The sequence below is a fragment of the Acholeplasma equifetale ATCC 29724 genome (genome assembly GCF_000687735.1).
GTDB lineage: Bacteria > Bacillota_I > Bacilli_A > Acholeplasmatales > Acholeplasmataceae > Acholeplasma > Acholeplasma equifetale.
Genome location: NZ_JHXL01000001.1, coordinates 222,419 through 242,080 on the forward strand (window position 1 = coordinate 222,419; position 19,662 = coordinate 242,080).

Genomic DNA, 19,662 nt, shown 5'->3' on the forward strand with positions numbered 1-19,662 from the left:
AACAGCATGAGCAAATTGTTCAAATGTCAGATTTATCCCCACTTTCTGTGATCTTAAATGATACTTGCCATCTTGTTGATCAATTTCCCCCAAAAATTTGATCAATAATATGTTTGTTTTCTAGTATTATTATTCTATTTAGTTATATTTCATAAATCAACGATAACGAAATGTTTTAGATCATTTTTAGCTATTTTTATGTATAAAATCACTTAAACAACCTCATATTTACCAAAAGTAATACTATATAGGAATGTTTTGATAGGTTTATTTAGATATATTTTTGATAGATAATTTTCATAAGATTTGAGTTGTTTTACATAATCTTCTTTATCAATATCTCTTGTTTTATAGTCAATGATATATACACAATCATCAAATTCAAGTATTAAATCTATAATACCTGATATTTGATTTTCTTCATCATAAAATGGATACTCTTGATAGATATGATGTGCATCTTTTATATAACGATTATCGAATGCAGTTGATATAAATTTTTGAATATATATATTATTAGAATTTATATCAAGTTTAGAGTCTTCAAATAGTAAATGCAACTTAGTTCCTTTAATTAAATTTTCTTTTGAATTATCATCAAACACTGCAAGTTCTTTTTGTGTAACATAATGTTCCTTTATCATATTTGGAGTCAAACTAAACGACTTATCCATTAAATTATCAATTAAGCTAGGATAGTAATATTTAGGTTCAAATAGAATTTTATGATAATTTTCATCTTTGAGTGATTCTTTAATTGAAATAATATTTTCACTTTCAATGTGATTCAATATTTTTCCTTTTTCGAATAAGAAATCTGTAAAACACTCCAATTTATCATATGATTCTTTTTCATCTAAAATTAAAAATAATGTTCGTTTAGCGCGAGTTAATGCAACATATAACAATCTTAATTCTTCTTTTAATTGAAATTTTGATATATTTTCTTTCGCTTCATTTCTATAATTTTCATAGACTGCTTGTAATTTGTTTTTATTATCAAACATTGTAAATCGATTAGGAAAAATTAACTTATGAATTGGATGATATGAGACAGACTTACCAAGTTTTGAATTGAATTTTTGATTTAAACCACCACAAAATAACACTGTGTATTCTAACCCTTTAGATTGATGAATGTTGGTTATTTTCACACTATTATGTGTTGGAAGATTTAAAATCTTCTTTTCTAATTTCCCATCACTATAAACTAATTCATATAAATAGTTAATAAAATCAGATCCTATTTTACCTATATCAGTTAATGATTGAGCGAGTTGATATAAATAATCTATTTCAATATCTATGACATCTGTTTGATATCCTAACAGTACTTTATCATATAAATTAAATGTTTTAATCAATGTATCTAAAATACTTTGATTTGTTCCGTCAAAAATTACATTTTTTAATTCATTTAATTTTTGATAAATGTCTAAATCAATATTAAAATTCTTATCTTTCAATGCATTGAATAAATCAAAATCAGAAATTTGAAACAATGGTGATTTAGCTAATGAATAGTACCAATACTTTTTCTTTTTGATATATTCTTGGTTCGTATCCTCAATATATAATGCTAACATTAAAGTGTTTGCAACTAACTTAAGAAAGTATGATTTATTTAAATGTACTGGAACCTCAATTGTAAGTGGAATATTTAAATAATCAAATACTTCTTTGTAAATTGGAAACTTCTTCTGATTTCGATGTAATATTGCAAAATCTTTATATTCAAGTTTTTCGTCTTTTTGCATTAATTCTAATATTTTTTTTCCAACCGTAAATGCCTCTTCATAAAAATCATAGGAACGCATATCTGGATTTTGGTATTTCTTTAAAAGATAAACACCAGCAAAAGGTAATGCATCAAGTGATTTATTACCTGCTTGCATTTCATGGCCTTTATTGTAATTAATATCATATTTTTTCTCATCATCTAAAATACCTTTAAATATTTTATTGATAAAATCAATAACTTTACCACTTGAACGGTAATTGATGGATAGGGGTAATTTTGTAATATTTTGATTATTTTGTTTTGCAACAAAATTTTCAGGTTTCGCATCTCTAAATTGATAAATACTTTGTTTGATATCCCCTACATATAAAACTTTTACATGTTCATTATCTTTAATTAATAAATCTAAAAATTCAGACTGTGTATCTGATGTATCTTGATACTCATCAACAAATATATATCGATAACGTTGACGCATTCTTTCTAAAATTTGTGGTGAGTTTTTTAGTATATATAAAAGAAATTTTTGAATATCATTGAATCCATATTTTTGAGCATTTTGCTTAAATGATTTAACCTTTTTATCAAAATCTCTTAAAATTTCTAAAACAATATCACCATAAATGAATAATATTTTATTAATTTTTTCATATGTATGATATGTTACTTCATTCTTATACAAATTTAAAATAGGCTTTAAAGATTCTTCAACATGGCTCTTCTCAATAGGATCTGAAATATTTTTAAAATTTCTTCTAGGTAATTTAATAAAGTCAAATGAATTATTTCCTTCATTCAAATATGAAATATAGTATTTCAAAAGTTCAATATATTGTTCATTGTCATTGATAAAGTTTGTATCAAAAGTATTAATCAATTGTTCAAATTCATCTAAACTTGGTTTTGATATTTCTTGAATAATGTCTGTGTTTGTTAAATGATTTATATCAAATTTATCCGATAACTTATCATAGACTTCAACCAAGGCATCAATGAGCTCACTATCAGATGATTTTGTAGTCACATGATATAAAAAGAACTCGTCATTTTCACGATATTTTTTGTTTTTATACGCTTCTAGCATTATTTCTTTCATGTATTCTCTTTTTATAGATTTAAATACAGCATCATCCAAAATTCCTATATTTGAATCTAAATTCATAAAACTAGCATTTTGAAGAACAAAATTTAATGCAAAACTATCAAATGTTTGAATATTTGAACCTTCAATTTGGCTTATAAGATGTTTTAATGAATCCTCTTTTTTAATCAGTTTTTTAACGCGCTCTTTCATTTCAAATGCAGCTTTTTCAGTAAATGTTAAAACTAAAAACGGTTCTAAGGAACCTTCAAGTTTTATAAGTTCAACAACCTTACTTACTAAAGTGTGTGTTTTACCACTTCCAGCTCCCGCGGGAACGATTGCTTCTTTTGAGCGATCTAAAACTATTTTTTCTTGATCATCATTAAGCCCATACTTATCTTTTAAACTATTCATCAATATCTTCATCCTCAGATTCAGTGTTATATTGTGTATAATACGCTAAAGCTTTATAGACATTTAAGTCTTTTTCGATTAATTCATCGCGTTTTTTTGTCTCTAATGTTCGATTTGGAAATTCTGCATTCATAATTTTATAGTATACATTATTGACAATTTGCTCATAATTTTTAATAATTTTTTCGCTTATACTGAATATTTCATCATCTTGATTTAAAGTTAATCGAATATTTTTGCTTGTTTTTTCACTTAAAAATGCGAAAAATTCAACAAAAATATCTTTATTATATCTTTTTAATCCTAAATAAGCATAAGCAATTAATTGAATAATCTGTAAATCACTTTTATCAATAGGGTTTTCATTTATAAGATTACAAAGCAACTCTTCAATTTTTTCGTATTTTAATGTTGATTGGTCACTACTCTTAAAGTCAATTATCTCAAATGATTCATCATTTTCAATTAATAAATCTAATCGTCCTTTAAGATTTATGGATTCAATGTCTGTTTCAACATATACTTTATTTGCTGAATTAGAACGTAAAATAATTTCGCTTAAAGATTGAATCATCAACTTTTTATTTTTTTGAATGAAAAATTCAGCTTGAATTATGAGTATTTCATCTAAAGTTAGATTATTAATTTCTTTTTCAAAAATATATCTCTTATCTTCGAAGTAAACATCAAAAAAATCATCAAAAAATATATTTTCATCAAATTCTTTTGCTTCAAATTCGATAATTAAATCATCAATTCTTTTATCTAAGTCGTTTTTGGATGATCTTTGATTGATTTTTTCAAAGTAACAAATTATTAAAGCAGTTTCAACAAGTTTATGAAAAAAATCTCCCATAAAAATTGGAATATTTACATCAAAGTTAGATATCTTTAATATGTTTTGAATATAAAAAATATACGGAGATTTTAAATAAGTTATGATTTGACTTGGTGATAACTTCAAGTCTAAACTTTGAATATATTGTTTTAAGATATTTAATTCAGATGCATTAAGTTTAAAATCATTGTTAAATGTTGTTAAAAGTTTATCTTCATTTGTGCTTTTGAAAAATGATTTGTATGTATTTAAAGAAAACTTATGTGTTAATATTTCTTTTGAAATTTTTCTAGGTTCAATATTATTAAACTGTTTAATAATATCACTCGGTACGTATTCTTGATAAATATCCTTTAAGGAGAATGATACATATTCAATACGTTTAGTTTGTAAAAGATAAGTAAATAATTTTTCATGGTATAAGTTTTCTTCATGACTTGTTGGATAACCTATTTGAAGTTTTTCTTCATTACTTAAAAATTCATTATCTTTCTTGATATTTGGAAAATAACTATAATTAGCATGGATGACGTATATTAAAGCATCTTCATTGAGCATTTGAACTTCTTCGAATTTAATTGCATGGATAACATTTGTTATACGATCTTTTCGTAATTTTGCTTCTTTAATATCTGATACAATGATTTTTTTTGTTGTTTCTTCATCATATTTATGTAGTGGATAACGATTTAATATTTGAACAATAAGTTCATTAATTCTTTGTTCGATTTGATTTTCTGTAGGTTCAACTATCTTTTTTATAAGTTCTTCAATCGATAATTTAATTAAATTTTGAGTATATTTAAAATTCCATAATTGAAGATCCTTAGCCATATCAATTGATATACCATAACTTAATGCTAATTTATTAATGACTCTTTCATTTTTATCATTTATTCCAGCAATGTATATTGAATCAGGACTTATACCTGACTCTAATTTATGAGAAATTGATTCAAATAAATAAAATATTTCTTCTTCCATCGTATCAAATTGATATACTTTTGGTATATATTTATTACTTTCTAAAATAACTTCATACTTTAATTGATGTTTATCTAAAAGTTTTTTTAAATAAATAGGTTGAGATAAAAATATAAATAATGAATCTTTATTTTTTTCAATAAAATCATGATGATAATGAAGCTGATTTATAAATGGATGAATGAATTCTTTTAAAGCATGTGTATCATCGACATAACTTAAAAACTTTAATTTTTCTTTAATAATTGATATTGGTTCATTTGTTTTAGCATAGATATCCAAAATAAGATGATTTTCATAAGAAAACGAAAGTTTAGTCAGTAATTCTTTATGAGACATTAACTTAAATTTAAAAAGATGATGATGTGTTAATTCATATTCTGATTTTAATTTTATAAAATTAGAATATATTGCATCATCAACAACAATAACATATTTAGAATCATTATATTTTAATAAAATATCTATCATAATTAACCCCACTTATTGATAGTTTCATTATAACATTTTTTAGATATAAAAAAGACGTATCGCTACGTCTTTTATCCTTTATATTCGCTCCATTCAATATAACTAATTGTTGCTCGATGTCCAGATGAAACTTCTAAAACAATTGTTATAATACCTGTTGTATTGATATTTTCTATAGTGAATACTTTACCTTTGCTTGCTTCTTTGTTATCTGCAAATTTATGTTTAGATTGATGTACTTCAAAACCATTTTGAATAACTGTAAATGTTAATATGACGTTATTTGCAGAATCACTTCCGCCACCTTTTGGATAGGTTGATTCTTTAGAATAAGGTAAACGAGCATGGAAACTAAAGTATCCAATACCGTTTGGAACGTCATGAACTGTAATTACACCTCTACCCGGTCCTAAACCATCTCCACGCCCAATTAATGTCACCGCTTTGGGACTATTTTCACTAATTCCTAAATCAGTACGATACCATTCAAAACTATATGAAAAATTATTAAGCATGTAATCAAATGTATTGATGTACTCACTTTTAGGAGAACCAAGTGAATCTCTATACTCAATAATACCTTGGAATGACTCTTTATGAATAACTGTTTGAGCAGAAATAATACGCCATTGTGCAATGACAGTTTTTGATTCTGTCATATTCACTGTATAAACTTTTTGATCTTCTAAAAACCAACCTAAAAATTCATAATTTGGTCTTGTTAAATTGGGAAGTAAATATTCAGTGTTTTCTTCCAAATGTAAAATTTCAACTTTAGAATCATAACCATAATTTAATGTCAATTCGTAAATTGTTACTATTTTCGTAAATCTTGCAATAATATCAATTGATTGTGTTAATATCATCGGAAGACTAATAAGTGAATCATTTATATAAAAACCTTTGAAATCGTATCCTTCAAATGATGGTTGGTTAAGTGTTGTAAGTTCACTATTTTGTAAAACTTCAAATGAATCAATAACCTCATTTGTAACACTATTCAAAATTCTTATAGTAACATAAACATCTTCTTCTTTTGATTCAACATGAATAACATTTAATTCAAAAGATTGTTTTAATTTATCTTGATGATTTATTAAAGTTGCAGTTAATGTGACTTTTATATCGATTTCTTCTGGTTGTGTTACTTTTGCTAAAGAACCTTTTATTTCAATAATATGAGGTGCAGAACTCATCCATTCAATGTCGTGATCATGCGTTTTAGTTGCTAACACAAAATCCTTTGAAATATGTTCAAAAGAATCGTTTTCACTAAATATAAATAAATTATTGAAATAGTCTACATTTTCATTTGTACAACTTACAATGAATAAACTCATTATAAACAAAAATGTTATATATATTTTCTTCATATGACTCCTTTTTTAGGTTACTTTATATTTTCTAAGAAAGATAATAACACATCAAAAGTTTCTTTTGCATAATTTCTATTATCACTAGAAATCGTACCTAAATTAAATTGATATTCATGAGTTAATACTGCTTCATAATAAACTTCTGTTACATCAACACCTAATGACTTTAAAGTTGCTCCTAGTTGTTTTCCATGATCTTCAAACGATAACGTATTCGCATCGGTAATAAATGCAGTTGGAAAGTCACTTGTAACATACTGATTTAATGTTAACATTTCCCAAGACTCATTTGACACCCAATTATAATCACCTAAAAAAGCATAACCTATGTTGTTAGCAAAAAACGGTATAATTTGATCGGTTAAGATATTTGAAACACTTCTTAATTTTGAGTCTTGTTCAACTAAATTTCTTAATTTGGTAAAATCATAAGGCCCACAAAAAAGAACAATACCTAATAGTTGATCTTTGTCAAGAACGGGTGTAATAGAAGTTAAAGTTGCATAATTTGGATTTGTTTGAATAAGTGTAAATTGAGCTGCTAAAAATGCACCAGCTGAATCACCACCTATAATGAATTCTTGATCATTAATGAATGGGTATTTTCCTTTGATGGTTTCCATATATTGAACCATTTCACCAATTTGGATAATTGGTGCTGGATAATGTGTTTCGTACCCTAAAGCATAATTCATATTAATAATTGCATAACCTTCATTTGCTAATACAATCATATAATTTTCAACTTCAGTCTTATCACCTGCAACAAAAGCTCCACCATGAATCCAAAGAATCGTTGGAACATTTGGCTGATTTTTTAAATCTTTTCTAACGATAATATCAAATTAATTTGAATTATATTCTGATGGATAATCCAAATCTTTTATGACTTCAACATTTTCTTTAATAGCACTTAAATTTTCGTGATCTGTATATGTAGTTTGGTTAAAGGCCCATCGAACAAACCAGATAGAAGGTGTTAAACTAGCTTTAAACCATACAAATACAATCATTAAAAGTGCGAAAATGCTTAACAAATAAATAAACATTGTACTTAATAAACGTTTTAAAAAAACATAAATCTTCCATGGTATAAAATTAAGTGCAATATTTTTAATCTAATACCATATATCATATAAAGTTAAAACAAATTAAACTTATAATCATTATATATGAATATATATAAAATAAAAAGGGGTTAGCGTAATTTGCTAAACCCAGTAGATTAAAACTACTTTTTATATACGAGTATAATTTCTCCGTTTATGTCTTTTCTATCTGTTTGTTTGAATCCAAGTTTATCATAAAACTTTAATCCAAAAGTATTATATTCGAAACATGATAAATATACTTCGTTCTTATGATATGTAAGCATGAGTTCACCTATTAAATATAATAATGATCTCTTACCATATCCATGACCTTGATAATCTAAATCAATCATGATGTCATCAATCCAGGCTTCATCATTAAATAATCCTATAACTGCAAATCCAATCATTGTTCTTGTTTCATTATCCAAATGGATAGATAAAACTTTCCAATTATCTAAATCTTTATAATCCTTTAAAATAACGTCTACTGAATCAAGATATGTTTTTTGATTCTCATTTAAATGTAACTCAAATAATTCTTTTGGTGGATTTTTTTTATCAATCAATCGATATTCCATAAAATAAAATATTCACTTCCCTATATTCTGAATTATACGCTTAATTTATATATAGTAAAGTAATACGTCTATATTAATAATTTTATTTAGTAATTGTAAACAATATTGTTTTTTCAGCAATTTCTATCAAATTTGAGTACACTTGTAATTATAAAAAATATTACATATGCAATATCAATAGTTATTAAAGAAAAAAGGCTTAAATAGGCCTTTTTATATAAATACATTATTTTTAAAATGATTAATTATTAATTTAGAAGGTGTTGCAAAACTCATAGGATTTTCTAAATCATCAGAACCAGCAAAGTTTATACCTACAATGTTTAAATCAAGATTAATTAACATACTTCCGCTTGATCCACTTTCAATAAGTGCTGTGTGAATAATCGCATCAAAATCTTTATATTCTATTCTGTCGTTCATATCATAAACATAAACTTTATTATATTTTACAACATAACCATTGGTTAATACGTTTTTTCGGTCGCCTGGATTACTTAAAACAATTACATGTTCATTAATCTCAACGAAACCATCAACAAGATTTAAAACTGTTAATTTTTCTTCCTTTTTCTCAAACACAATGATTGCAATATCCAACATTTCATCTTCACTATTGGGATAAACAAAACCATAGTATATGCGTTCATGATAATCTTCAACAAGTATTCGTTGATTACTTACATTTTCATAATTTTCAACAACATGTTGATTTGTCAAAGCATAATAGTAATTATCAGTTTCATAAAATATAACTCCACTACCATGAACTTCAGTATATGGTGAAAATATAGTTGATGAATAGTACATTCTATTTTTTATTTTAATATTTGCTGTTGAAATCTTTTCATTGACATCACTTAATGATATATCATTCCAACTTTGAGTTGTTTGGATATAAGGTTCAAAATCAATATTTGAAAGTTTATACGATTCATAATCAGGTATTTCATAATTAATACCCAAAACAAAATCACAACTTGTTAAAATAACTGATGAAAATAGTATAGAGATAAAGATAATTATTTTTTTCATATATTCTCCTTTATCTATCTATTATTTCATATATTATAGTTTTATTTACTTGATTTAATAAATACAATCTAAAAATCATCTTTGGACTGATTTTCATTATCATCTTTATTATTAAAAAGTTTAGACATTTCTTCTTTAATTTGCTTCATACTTACTCTTTTATCTAATAAAACAAATCGTTGAAATATAAGAGCAATAACTAATGTTAATGGCATTAGTGGTGTAAAAGGCGCTGTCCAAAATGCAAATATCCCAGCTCCAATCCCCATAAGATATGGATTTCGGAATATCCATCCCAAAATGAAAACACCTGAACCACTTAAAATTGTCCAAACAATAATAAAACTTATAATTCCCCTAATGCTACCTAATTTTTTAATAAGTATCCACATTGCAAGGAAAAACTTTTTCCAAAAGTTTATAAATTTCTTCAACATATTTTTCATCGCTTATGTGCATCCTTTTTCTTTTAATAATTATAACATACAAATATAGAATCATATTTTTATGTTAAAAATCATAGATAATTTATTGTTTATATTAAAATCTGTGCTAAAATAAAATAAACGGGAATGAAGTTCTCCCTTCGTAAAACGAAAACCGCTTAATGAGCTGATGACTTCTACGAATTTTTTTCGTAGGTCATCATTTTTTTTGGTAATTGGAGGTACATATGTTATTATCACTTTCACTTATGATTTTAGTAGGTTTAACCTTATCTGAAATATTTAAAAAATTAAGAATACCACATATTATCGGATATATTATAACTGGTATTTTACTAGGACCATTTGTTCTTAATTTAATTGATATCAATATACTTAATATCTCAGCTGATTTAAGACAAATTGCATTAATTGTTATATTACTTAGAGCAGGATTATCACTTAATATCGAAGATTTAAAAAGAATAGGAAGACCAGCATTATTTATGGCATTTATACCTGCAACATTTGAAATTGTAGGTATAGTTATATTAGGGTCACTTCTATTTAATTTAACACTTGTTGATTCACTTATATTAGGATCAATTTTAGCTGCTGTTTCTCCTGCTGTCGTAATTCCTAAAATGTTAAAATTGATGGAAGAAAACAAAGGTACTGAAAAAAAGATTCCTCAATTAATTTTATCAGGTGCTTCTGTTGATGATATCTATGTTATTGTACTTTTTACATCTTTTATATCATTTTCTTCAGAAGGTACTGCTTCAATTATGACTTTCATTAGTCTACCAATCTCAATTTTATTAGGAACTTTAATAGGGATTATTGTTGGTTATTTACTAAATATATCATTTAAAAAATATCATGTAAGAGATACTTTAAAGGTGTTATTTATTCTAAGTATATCCTTCTTACTTGTTGTTTTCGAAAAAGCAAACATCATTCCTTTTTCAGGTTTAATTGCTGTTATGTCATTAGGTATTACAATACTTGCTAAATATCAGGATTTAGCTCAAAGACTTGTCAAAAAATATGAAAAAGTTTGGATATTCTCAGAATTATTACTATTTATATTAGTAGGTGCTGCAGTAGATATTACTTTAATACCAAATATTGGTTTTACTGCAATCATTATGATATTTGGTGCTTTAATTTTTAGAGCTATTGGTGTTTACATATCATTACTTAAAACAGATTTAAATTATAAAGAACGATTATTTGTAATAATTTCGTATATTCCAAAAGCTACAGTACAAGCATCAATCGGATCAATTCCATTATCTTTAGGTTTGAATCAAGGTTCATTCATGCTAACAGTTGCTGTATTAGCTATATTACTTACAGCACCTCTTGGAGCATTTTTAATTGACTTAACAAATCGTTTGCTATTAACAATCAATATAGAAGAAAAAAGTGTTAGTTCAAAGGACTAACACTTTTTATTACATTTCTTCAATATAGTTTACGTATTCTAATGTTCTTAATGCTTCAATAATTTCTTTATGTGTTTTAAATTTCTTTAATTCTTCTTTTACAATCGATACTGAAACTGAATAAACACTTAATCCTGAATTTACGTATGCAGGATTAGATTCAATTCCATCAATTCTTAAACCTAATTCTCGAATAATAGTTGAAAAATCTTTTAAGAAACTTACACTTTTTAATTCAAGATGAAACTCAAAATGATTTGAACGATTTTTAAAATAAATTTCAAGTGGTGGTAATAAAGACAATACTGCTACAAATGCAACAAATGTAAATATTAAAACTGTATAATAACCAGTTCCCACTAATAAACCTAACGCACCTGTAACACAAAGTGCAACTGATGTTGTAAGTCCTTTAATTTGACTTTTTGAACTATATAACAATGTATTAGAACTAATAATAGCAATACCTACTGTTGTCGTAGCAGCAATTAACCACCCTTGTCCACCTGTTAGTTCAACTAAAACTAAATCAATAATCATTGCAAGTGTTGAACCTAAAGATACTAGAATAAATGTTCTAATTCCTGCTGCATGTCGTTTATTCGTTCTTTCAAAACCAATTATCGCAGCAAGAACAATCGATAATGAAATTCTAAAAATGATACTCCAAACATTCAATTCTGTAGACCAAGTGCCTAAAAGTTTACCAATTGGATCATTTAGTATATTCATAGATTACACACCTCCTATTTTCTTATAAATCCTGTTTTTTGAACTTGAGAATAATACTTTTCTGCTTCTTCTGTAAATGCTATTTCTTCTTGTTTAAGGCTTTGTTCATGTTTTGGAATTCTTTGTTGAATGTCATTAATTCGATCAATCAATTCCTCAAGTGGTGTCTTAATTGTTCCATCTTCCTTAACTAATGGTACTTCTGTTAAATCTTCGAGTTTATTTGAGTATGATTTAGACAAGTATAATGATAATTTAGCACATGCTGGACCAATTAGTTCATAAAGTACACTAGACGCAAGAATAATTGTTTCTAACGTTGTACCTGCTTCTCCACCTAATGCTCTAGCACCTAATGCAGCAAGCCCAATTGCAACCCCAGCTTGTGGTATTAACGCTAACCCTAAATAATTCTTAACTTCTTTAGATTTTTTAACACTTGCTGATCCTAAATAAGCACCAACATATTTACCAAGAATTCTTACAATAAAGTATACAATACCAATTACAACTAATGGTACTGCACCTGAAAATGTAGATGTATTTACAAGTGCATCCAATTTGAAATTAGCACCAGATCTAACAAAGAAAATTAACAATATTGGAGGTGTAAAGTAATTTAGTTGTTTAAATAATTTATCATCGTCTGTTAAATTGATATAAACAGTACCCATTGACATACATCCTAATAATGGAGATACATCGAATAAAGCACATATACCACAGAACATAAATATTAATGCGAGTGAAACAATTAAACGATTATCATTAGATCTTTTTTGTGTCATAAAAAGTTTCATAATAAACCCAAATAGTCCACCTAATGCGACAATTCCAATGTTTGTAATAATTGGAATAATGATAGAACCAATACTTACAGCTTCTCCACTATGAGATGCAATTGCAACAGAAATTGCAAGACTATATGCAACCAAACCAACAACATCGTCTAAGGCAACAACTTGAATTAACGTATCAACAAAGTCACCTTTTGCACCTGTTTGGCGAATAGTCATCATAGTTGATGCTGGAGCAGTTGCAGCAGCTAGTGCAGCTAATACAATACTAAATGCTAAATCCATTCTTAATACAAAGAATGTAACCAAGAATATTAATAGTGATGCCATCAATGATTCAAATATCGTAATGACTACTACTTTAGAACCATTTTTCTTTAAAACGGATAATTTAAAATATTCTCCTGTTGTAAATGCGATAAATGCTAATGCAATATCTGCTAAAAAATCCATACCACTAACAACTGTTTGTGGTACTAAATTTAAAACATAAGGTCCAATTAAAATACCTGTAACAATATAAGCAGTAACATTTGGAAGTTTTAATTTTTTAGTCAATCTAGTCATTAGAAAACCTAAAAACAACATTAAGCCTAATGACATAATGATAATTGCAACATTTGATGTTATCCCTAACTTTTCATAAATGTTCATAAATAATCCCTCTTTTATAAATACTTTATTACAATTATTATTAATTATCTCACATCTATATCATAAAGTAAAATAATTTTTTATTAGGTATATATAATTTATTCTTATAGTATGAAAACAATTGATAATAAAAAAACTTAACTTTTGAATGTTAAGTTTTAATGAATACGATATTGATCATAAAATGGTTTTAAAATACCACGATAATTATCTTTCCAAGGCTTATTACGTCCTAAATAATGAATGATAATTGTATTCTCTTTGACCCAATGCATATCAATTTTTTTTCGATGTTTTAAATTATATAGTGTAATAGCTCTATCTGATAAGTTATATTTAAGCGCATCAACAGTGATAATACGATTACCATATAATGCATTAATAATATCCTGGTCAGGTAATGTTAATACATATTTTTTATTTTTGATAAATGTATATATATCTGTTGATTTTATTACTTTTCGCATTTCCTTTAAATTCATCAATAGTACACCGGTATTAATATATTGATAATTTTTACGTGCACCATTTTTAACTTGATTAAATCTTAATAAAAAACCTTTAATATTTGACGAACCAACAAAAAGATTATCATACATTTCCATTTGATAAAGTTCATCTAAATTTCCTTTTACAATGATATCAGGATCTAAATATAAAATTTTATCAATTGATTCTGGAAGTAATTGAGCAGCAAAAAGTCTATAATATATAACTCTAGGATATCTTTTTGAAATTGGAGCACCCTTTAAATCCTCATCAGTAATATTAATTACTTCAAAATGATGTTCATACATTAAAAATTTTTTATATTTAGTAATATCCTCATCTTTTACGTCATTTGAAATAATATAGATTTGATGATTCCCAGGATTATCGGTTTCAAGTGAGCGAATTGTTTCAAACACATGAACCAAATAATTATTATTTGTCGTAAATAAAATATTCATGAAATCCTCCTAAATAATCCTGCCTACTATTCATTTTTTTAGTTCACTTACTTATCCATATTATAGGTTAATAAAGGGGGAAAGTCTACTGAGTTTATAATATTTAAATCTATTTTTTTATTTCATTACTATTATTAAACTAAAATAAAAAAAACTTGAAACAAGTGTTTCAAGCTTTTAAAATTTGACTTTCTTCTTCTAAAACATTTTCTTTATTTGCGCTTGTTTGAAGTGATTGAAATAACCAGTAATTTTTATTTTTTAGCGATATAAATCCTAACGTTGATGCAATTAATGCACCAATTGAGTCAATGATTAAATCTTTCATTGTATCACTTAAAGCCTCATGTCCAGTTAGAATAGTACCATCTGCTGTCATGTATTTTTGCATATTAAAACCTAATAATCCATCAACTGAAAATTCATATATTTCCCATAACATTCCAATCATACATGAAAAACAAAATGCAAACAATGCAACAAAAAATGGTGATAAATTTAATAAAAGTTTTGAATCCTTATTTAAATAGTCAATAACTAAAAATCCAAATAACCCTGTCATAATACTACTTAAAAAATGTAATATACTATCCCAATATGGTACTAAGTAGTAAAAACTTCTTACTTCACCTAAAAAAATCGCACAATGCAAAAATATTAAGTATGTAATAAATAAAAATGAGGGTATTTCAATTTTAAATTTCTTTTCTAAAAAAGATGGTATATGAACAACAATAACACCTAATACACACTGAACTAACATAAGCATATAATCAGCACGTGAATGAATAACAGTTGTACCATCAGTATCTACTAAATCTCCAATGATAAATCGTATCAATATATAAATAATAGTTGCAATAAGACTCGCGATCACATAAATATAAAGTCCAACAGCAACTTTTTCTTTTTTCGATAACTTCTTTTTATTAGACATGTATATCACACCTTTTTAGAATTGAAACTACAATTTAATGTAACATAAATGATATTACTTTGTAAAATTATTTATGTTTAATGCCATAAATATGTGATTTTTATATAACATAATTAATAACCAATAGTTATTGATTTAACTCGTTTTTGTTAATTCTTCAAAATGATAGCGTTTTTAATACTATATTTTCTTAATTTTAAGGATAGTAACGTTATAATTAACTTAAAGAGGTGTATATATATGAGTCAAGATATTAAATTTATATTACGTGAGAAAGATTGGCGTAATGGTGCATTAGTTTATCAAGTCTTAGTTGATCGATTTAATCCATCAAATGATTTAGAACTAAGAAAAGATTTATATCAATATCCAAAAAAATTAAGAAGTTGGAATGAATTACCTAAACCAGGTAAATTTTTAGAAGATGTTAGATATTGGTCTCACGAACTTGATTATTGGGGTGGTAATTTAAAAGGTTTAATTGAAAAACTCGATTATATCATTAATTTAGGTGTGAACGTTTTATATTTAAATCCAATATTTGAATCTTTATCTAATCATAAATATGATGCTTCAGACTATCTAGAAATATCTAAAGAATATGGATCTAAAGAAGATTTAAAATTATTAATTGATAAAATTCATGAAAATCAAATGAAGATTATGCTTGATGGTGTATTTAATCACGTCGGTGTATCCAATCCTTTATTCCAAAAAGCTTCAAAAGGGGAAGCTTATCAAGATTTTTTTGACTTTAATGAGAAATATCCTTATGGCGTAAGACTTTGGGCAGATGCTCCAAGTTTACCTGAACTGAATTTAGAAAGCGAAAATGTAAAAAGTTACATTTATAAAGCTAAAGATTCTGTAATTCGTAGCTATTTAAATTTAGGTATAGATGGTTGGCGATTAGATGTTGCTTTTGATTTAGGTTTTAATATTTTAAAAGATTTAAGAGATTATGCAAGAAATGAAAAAGAAGACGTCATGATTGTAGGTGAAATATGGAACTATCCAAAAGATTGGTTGAAATCTATTGATGGTGTGATGAATTTCACATTTAGACAAATCATCTTAAGTTTATTATCACAAGAAATATCAACTAAAAAAGCTATTGAAATGATTAGTGAAGTAATAGGTGATTCAGATTATGATGGCCTTTTAAAATCTTGGAATGTTCTAGACAATCATGATGTTCCACGCTTAAAAAATCTTATACCTGATGAAGCACTCCAAAAAATAGCTCAAGTACTTCAATTTACACTTCCTGGTTCTCCTAATCTTTATTATGGTACTGAACTAGGTATGGATGGTGGTGGTGATCCGTTAAATCGTGCACCTATGCGTTGGGATTTATTAAATGATGAAAACGAAACTTTCAACTGGATAAAGTCATTAATCAATCTACATAAGTCAGAAAGAGCTTTAAGAGTAGGTGACTTTATACCGATTTTTGCTAATGATTTATTAGTATTCATGCGTGTTACAGGACGTGTTGAGGATACTTGTATCATAGCAATAAATCCAAGTGATAAAACTATGAAAGAAACTGTTTTACTTAAAGATTCAAGACTAATGAACTACTCAAGATTCAAAATTCTTTTAGGTGATGTTGAACCTCTAAGTTTAAGATCAGGATTAATTACATTAGGTCTAAAAGCTAAATCATTTGTAATCTTTAAACCAGACATTGAACCAGAAAAAAGTTATACACCATATAAAAGAGTATAAAAAAGGTAACCGCACGGTTACCTTTTTCGTTAAACATTTTCGAATTGTGAATTGTAAAGTTCAGCATAGAATCCATTCTTACTTAATAATGATTCATGATTTCCTTGTTCGATAATATCAGCATTTTTAATCATCGCACGTGCGATAGTTATTTGTTGTTTTATAAGTCATATATTTTAGAAAATATAGTCTTCTTTTTTATTCCAATAAACTATGATTTAAAATGTTCTCTAAGTTATCACGAATGATAAGTTTTGCATATAAATCATATGGTGTTTTACTTTTATTAATAATAACTAGATTACTACCTTTAAAATAGGTTACTAATCCAGCAGCTGGATTTACTAGTAAAGATGTTCCAACAACTATTAATAGATCAGCATGTTCAATATGATAAATTGAATCTTCAAGTGTTTTTTCATTAAGCGGTTCTTCATATAGTATAACATTAGGTTTAATAATTCCACCACATGAGCATTTTGGAATATCCTTACTATTCATCACATAATCAATTGAATAAGCTTTATCACATTTTATACAATGATTTTGATAAATTGATCCATGAAGTTCTATGACATTTTTACTTTTTGCTTTTTGATGTAATCCATCAATATTTTGTGTAATAACGGCTTTAACATTTGGAATTTTTGAAATCATTTCATGTGCTATATTAGGTTTAGCATCTAAATAAATCATTTTATTTTTATAAAAATCATAAAAAGTTTTTGGATTTTTCATAAAAAATGAGTGTGATAAAATACGTTCTGGTGATAATTCACTATTTTTGTCACTGTAAATGCCACTAGAACTTCTAAAATCAGGAATACCAGAAGGTACTGATATACCTGCCCCTGTTAAAAATACAATATAATGACTATTTTTTATCATATTTTTTAATTCTAACTTTTTATCAATCATCTTCATCACTTCTTTCATGAAACACCTATAGCTATCCTATATAGTATACATCTATATGCTTAATTATTCAAAAATATAAAAAATACCATGACAAGTGGTATTTAAATTTGACTTATCATGAATGATGATTATTTTTTATTATAAGACCAACCAAAATCATTATGATAAATCATTCGTTTTGTCATCCCACCATCTATACAAATGTTTTCACCAGTAATAAACCCTGCTTTATCAGAACATAAAAACATAACCATTTCTGCGATATCATTTGGTGTGCCTATTCTTCCTGCAGGATGTTGAATATGATCTACTCTTGAATACTCATTTTGAGTTGTGTTAATCCATCCAGGAGATATTGAATTAACTCTAACACGACCACTTAGTGATATTGCTAGTGCATGTGTTAATGCTGAAATACCACCTTTAGCTGCCGTGTAACTTTCAGTGTTAGGTTGACTTTGACGATCTCTTGAAGATGCGATATTTATAATTGATGCATTTTCAGAAAAATATTTATTAAATAATTTTGTTAAGTAAAAAGGTGCTACGACACCAACAGCTAATGCATTTTGAAAATCCTCGTATGATGAATCTTCAATACCATGAGTTTGTGGTGGTGCATTATTAATTAAAAAGTCAATATTACCAAAATCATGAATCACTTTTGATGCAAACTTTTCCAAGACTTCCTTTTGACCCATATCACCAACAAAATAAGGGTTATCTTTTACATCAATAATTGCTACTTTAGCTCCTAATGAAATAAATTTTTCGACGATTGCTTTACCAATTCCGCTTGCTCCGCCTGTTACAACAGCTATTTTATCTTTAAATACCATTTTCTACTCCTTAATTATTTTTTATGATAAATCTTGACACTTTTAGTGGTTCTCATTAATATTTTAACAATTTATTTATAAGACAGTAATACCACATTCTATTATTATTGAATTTTCATTTATAGGATGCTAATGTATTGATATAAATTGAAAAGGACTTTTATATGAAAACATTAGCAAAAATTAGTTTTTTATAGCATTTTAGGTTTATTACTTGGTATTTTTATAGAGAATTTACCAAATTAAATGATTTTACTGGTCAAACAGTATTAGGAGGGTTACATACTCACGTCTTGGTATTAGGTACCTTATTCTTTTTATTAGTGTTGTTATTTGAAAAACATTTTAAACTTATCATTCAAACAAAAACATATAAAATGTTCTTAATTGTTTATAATATCGGTTTAATTTCTTTAGTTATAATGATGGGGGTTCGTGGTGTTTTTGAAGTATTAAGTACAAATTTACCTAATGCAGGCGATATCACAATTTCATGGTTGGCAGGTATAAATCATATGATTATGGCAGCAGGTATTGTAAAATTCTTCATGATTTTAATTAAGCAAATTGACAATATCGAAAAAGAAAATCAATAAAATAAAACCAGAACTTT

General features: G+C 26.4%; 17 protein-coding genes and 1 riboswitch. Of the genes, 3 read left to right on the top strand and 14 right to left on the bottom strand.

Annotated elements, in window-relative coordinates:
- Window positions 1-212: 212 nt before the first annotated feature.
- From T434_RS0101105 to T434_RS0101140, 8 genes are all read right to left on the bottom strand, one after another.
- Window positions 213-3,239, bottom strand: coding sequence for a UvrD-helicase domain-containing protein (locus T434_RS0101105; RefSeq protein WP_026399540.1), 3,027 nt, complete (start codon window positions 3,237-3,239; stop codon window positions 213-215).
- Complete coding sequence (locus tag T434_RS0101110; RefSeq protein WP_026399541.1) at window positions 3,232-5,532, bottom strand: PD-(D/E)XK nuclease family protein; 2,301 nt, start codon at window positions 5,530-5,532, stop codon at window positions 3,232-3,234. The genes T434_RS0101105 and T434_RS0101110 overlap by 8 nt, the downstream gene beginning before the upstream one ends.
- 71 nt (window positions 5,533-5,603) lie before the next feature.
- Window positions 5,604-6,872, bottom strand: a complete 1,269-nt coding sequence (locus T434_RS0101115; protein WP_162150580.1) for an immunoglobulin-like domain-containing protein — start codon at window positions 6,870-6,872, stop codon at window positions 5,604-5,606.
- Window positions 6,873-6,922: 50 nt separating this feature from the next.
- On the bottom strand, window positions 6,923-7,747 hold the full coding sequence (locus T434_RS0101120) for an alpha/beta hydrolase fold domain-containing protein (protein ID WP_084301001.1): 825 nt from the start codon (window positions 7,745-7,747) through the stop codon (window positions 6,923-6,925).
- Window positions 7,748-7,753: 6 nt separating this feature from the next.
- Window positions 7,754-7,957, bottom strand: coding sequence for a hypothetical protein (locus tag T434_RS0101125; protein WP_026399544.1), 204 nt, complete (start codon window positions 7,955-7,957; stop codon window positions 7,754-7,756).
- A 182-nt stretch (window positions 7,958-8,139) separates the two neighbouring features.
- Window positions 8,140-8,580 (bottom strand): GNAT family N-acetyltransferase, encoded by a 441-nt coding sequence (locus tag T434_RS0101130; protein WP_026399545.1) that lies wholly within the window; start codon window positions 8,578-8,580, stop codon window positions 8,140-8,142.
- Between the two features lie 213 nt (window positions 8,581-8,793).
- A complete protein-coding gene (locus T434_RS0101135; protein ID WP_026399546.1) occupies window positions 8,794-9,615 on the bottom strand; it encodes a S1 family peptidase in 822 nt (273 codons plus the stop codon).
- 68 nt (window positions 9,616-9,683) lie between these two features.
- On the bottom strand, window positions 9,684-10,061 hold the full coding sequence (locus T434_RS0101140; protein ID WP_026399547.1) for a hypothetical protein: 378 nt from the start codon (window positions 10,059-10,061) through the stop codon (window positions 9,684-9,686).
- A 113-nt stretch (window positions 10,062-10,174) separates the two neighbouring features.
- Window positions 10,175-10,247, top strand: a riboswitch (Fluoride riboswitch).
- Between the two features lie 41 nt (window positions 10,248-10,288).
- On the opposite strand from T434_RS0101140, the gene T434_RS0101145 reads away from it, so the two are divergent.
- On the top strand, window positions 10,289-11,491 hold the full coding sequence (locus tag T434_RS0101145) for a cation:proton antiporter (RefSeq protein ID WP_026399548.1): 1,203 nt from the start codon (window positions 10,289-10,291) through the stop codon (window positions 11,489-11,491).
- A 9-nt stretch (window positions 11,492-11,500) separates the two neighbouring features.
- Here T434_RS0101145 and T434_RS0101150 read toward each other — a convergent pair whose 3' ends face one another.
- The 4 genes from T434_RS0101150 to T434_RS06380 all read right to left on the bottom strand — a co-directional run bounded on the left by T434_RS0101150 (window position 11,501) and on the right by T434_RS06380 (window position 15,561).
- Complete coding sequence (locus T434_RS0101150; protein WP_026399549.1) at window positions 11,501-12,223, bottom strand: MgtC/SapB family protein; 723 nt, start codon at window positions 12,221-12,223, stop codon at window positions 11,501-11,503.
- A 14-nt stretch (window positions 12,224-12,237) separates the two neighbouring features.
- Window positions 12,238-13,674 (bottom strand): cation:proton antiporter, encoded by a 1,437-nt coding sequence (locus T434_RS06375; protein WP_084301002.1) that lies wholly within the window; start codon window positions 13,672-13,674, stop codon window positions 12,238-12,240.
- Window positions 13,675-13,832: 158 nt separating this feature from the next.
- Window positions 13,833-14,624 (bottom strand): glycosyltransferase family 8 protein, encoded by a 792-nt coding sequence (locus T434_RS0101160; RefSeq protein ID WP_026399550.1) that lies wholly within the window; start codon window positions 14,622-14,624, stop codon window positions 13,833-13,835.
- A 169-nt stretch (window positions 14,625-14,793) separates the two neighbouring features.
- Window positions 14,794-15,561: a DUF2238 domain-containing protein gene (locus tag T434_RS06380; protein ID WP_210997079.1), complete on the bottom strand. Its 768-nt coding sequence runs from the start codon at window positions 15,559-15,561 to the stop codon at window positions 14,794-14,796.
- A gap of 240 nt (window positions 15,562-15,801) precedes the next feature.
- On the opposite strand from T434_RS06380, the gene T434_RS0101170 reads away from it, so the two are divergent.
- Window positions 15,802-17,292 carry a glycoside hydrolase family 13 protein gene (locus T434_RS0101170; protein WP_051614280.1) on the top strand — a complete coding sequence of 497 codons (1,491 nt, stop codon included), beginning with the start codon at window positions 15,802-15,804 and terminating at the stop codon, window positions 17,290-17,292.
- A 198-nt stretch (window positions 17,293-17,490) separates the two neighbouring features.
- On the opposite strand, the gene T434_RS0101175 is transcribed toward T434_RS0101170, so the two are convergent.
- Together T434_RS0101175 and T434_RS0101180 are read right to left on the bottom strand one after the other, a co-directional pair.
- On the bottom strand, window positions 17,491-18,210 hold the full coding sequence (locus T434_RS0101175; protein ID WP_026399552.1) for an NAD-dependent protein deacylase: 720 nt from the start codon (window positions 18,208-18,210) through the stop codon (window positions 17,491-17,493).
- Window positions 18,211-18,338: 128 nt separating this feature from the next.
- Window positions 18,339-19,049: an SDR family oxidoreductase gene (locus T434_RS0101180; RefSeq protein WP_026399553.1), complete on the bottom strand. Its 711-nt coding sequence runs from the start codon at window positions 19,047-19,049 to the stop codon at window positions 18,339-18,341.
- A gap of 209 nt (window positions 19,050-19,258) precedes the next feature.
- On the opposite strand from T434_RS0101180, the gene T434_RS06385 reads away from it, so the two are divergent.
- A complete protein-coding gene (locus T434_RS06385; protein ID WP_084301003.1) occupies window positions 19,259-19,645 on the top strand; it encodes a DUF2871 family protein in 387 nt (128 codons plus the stop codon).
- Window positions 19,646-19,662: the final 17 nt, after the last annotated feature.

Bases quoted from the DNA above. Each gene is read 5' to 3' on its own strand.
- T434_RS0101105 (WP_026399540.1), bottom strand. From the start codon at position 3,239: ATGAATAGTTTAAAAGATAAGTATGGGCTTAATGATGATCAAGAAAAA.
- T434_RS0101150 (WP_026399549.1), bottom strand. From the start codon at position 12,223: ATGAATATACTAAATGATCCAATTGGTAAACTTTTAGGCACTTGGTCT.
- T434_RS0101125 (WP_026399544.1), bottom strand. From the start codon at position 7,957: ATGTTTATTTATTTGTTAAGCATTTTCGCACTTTTAATGATTGTATTT.
- T434_RS0101115 (WP_162150580.1), bottom strand. From the start codon at position 6,872: ATGAGTTTATTCATTGTAAGTTGTACAAATGAAAATGTAGACTATTTC.
- T434_RS0101175 (WP_026399552.1), bottom strand. From the start codon at position 18,210: ATGATTGATAAAAAGTTAGAATTAAAAAATATGATAAAAAATAGTCAT.
- T434_RS0101160 (WP_026399550.1), bottom strand. From the start codon at position 14,624: ATGAATATTTTATTTACGACAAATAATAATTATTTGGTTCATGTGTTT.
- T434_RS0101110 (WP_026399541.1), bottom strand. From the start codon at position 5,532: ATGATAGATATTTTATTAAAATATAATGATTCTAAATATGTTATTGTT.
- T434_RS0101170 (WP_051614280.1), top strand. From the start codon at position 15,802: ATGAGTCAAGATATTAAATTTATATTACGTGAGAAAGATTGGCGTAAT.
- T434_RS0101130 (WP_026399545.1), bottom strand. From the start codon at position 8,580: ATGGAATATCGATTGATTGATAAAAAAAATCCACCAAAAGAATTATTT.
- T434_RS0101180 (WP_026399553.1), bottom strand. From the start codon at position 19,049: ATGGTATTTAAAGATAAAATAGCTGTTGTAACAGGCGGAGCAAGCGGA.
- T434_RS06380 (WP_210997079.1), bottom strand. From the start codon at position 15,561: ATGTCTAATAAAAAGAAGTTATCGAAAAAAGAAAAAGTTGCTGTTGGA.
- T434_RS0101145 (WP_026399548.1), top strand. From the start codon at position 10,289: ATGTTATTATCACTTTCACTTATGATTTTAGTAGGTTTAACCTTATCT.
- T434_RS0101135 (WP_026399546.1), bottom strand. From the start codon at position 9,615: ATGAAAAAAATAATTATCTTTATCTCTATACTATTTTCATCAGTTATT.
- T434_RS06375 (WP_084301002.1), bottom strand. From the start codon at position 13,674: ATGAACATTTATGAAAAGTTAGGGATAACATCAAATGTTGCAATTATC.
- T434_RS0101140 (WP_026399547.1), bottom strand. From the start codon at position 10,061: ATGAAAAATATGTTGAAGAAATTTATAAACTTTTGGAAAAAGTTTTTC.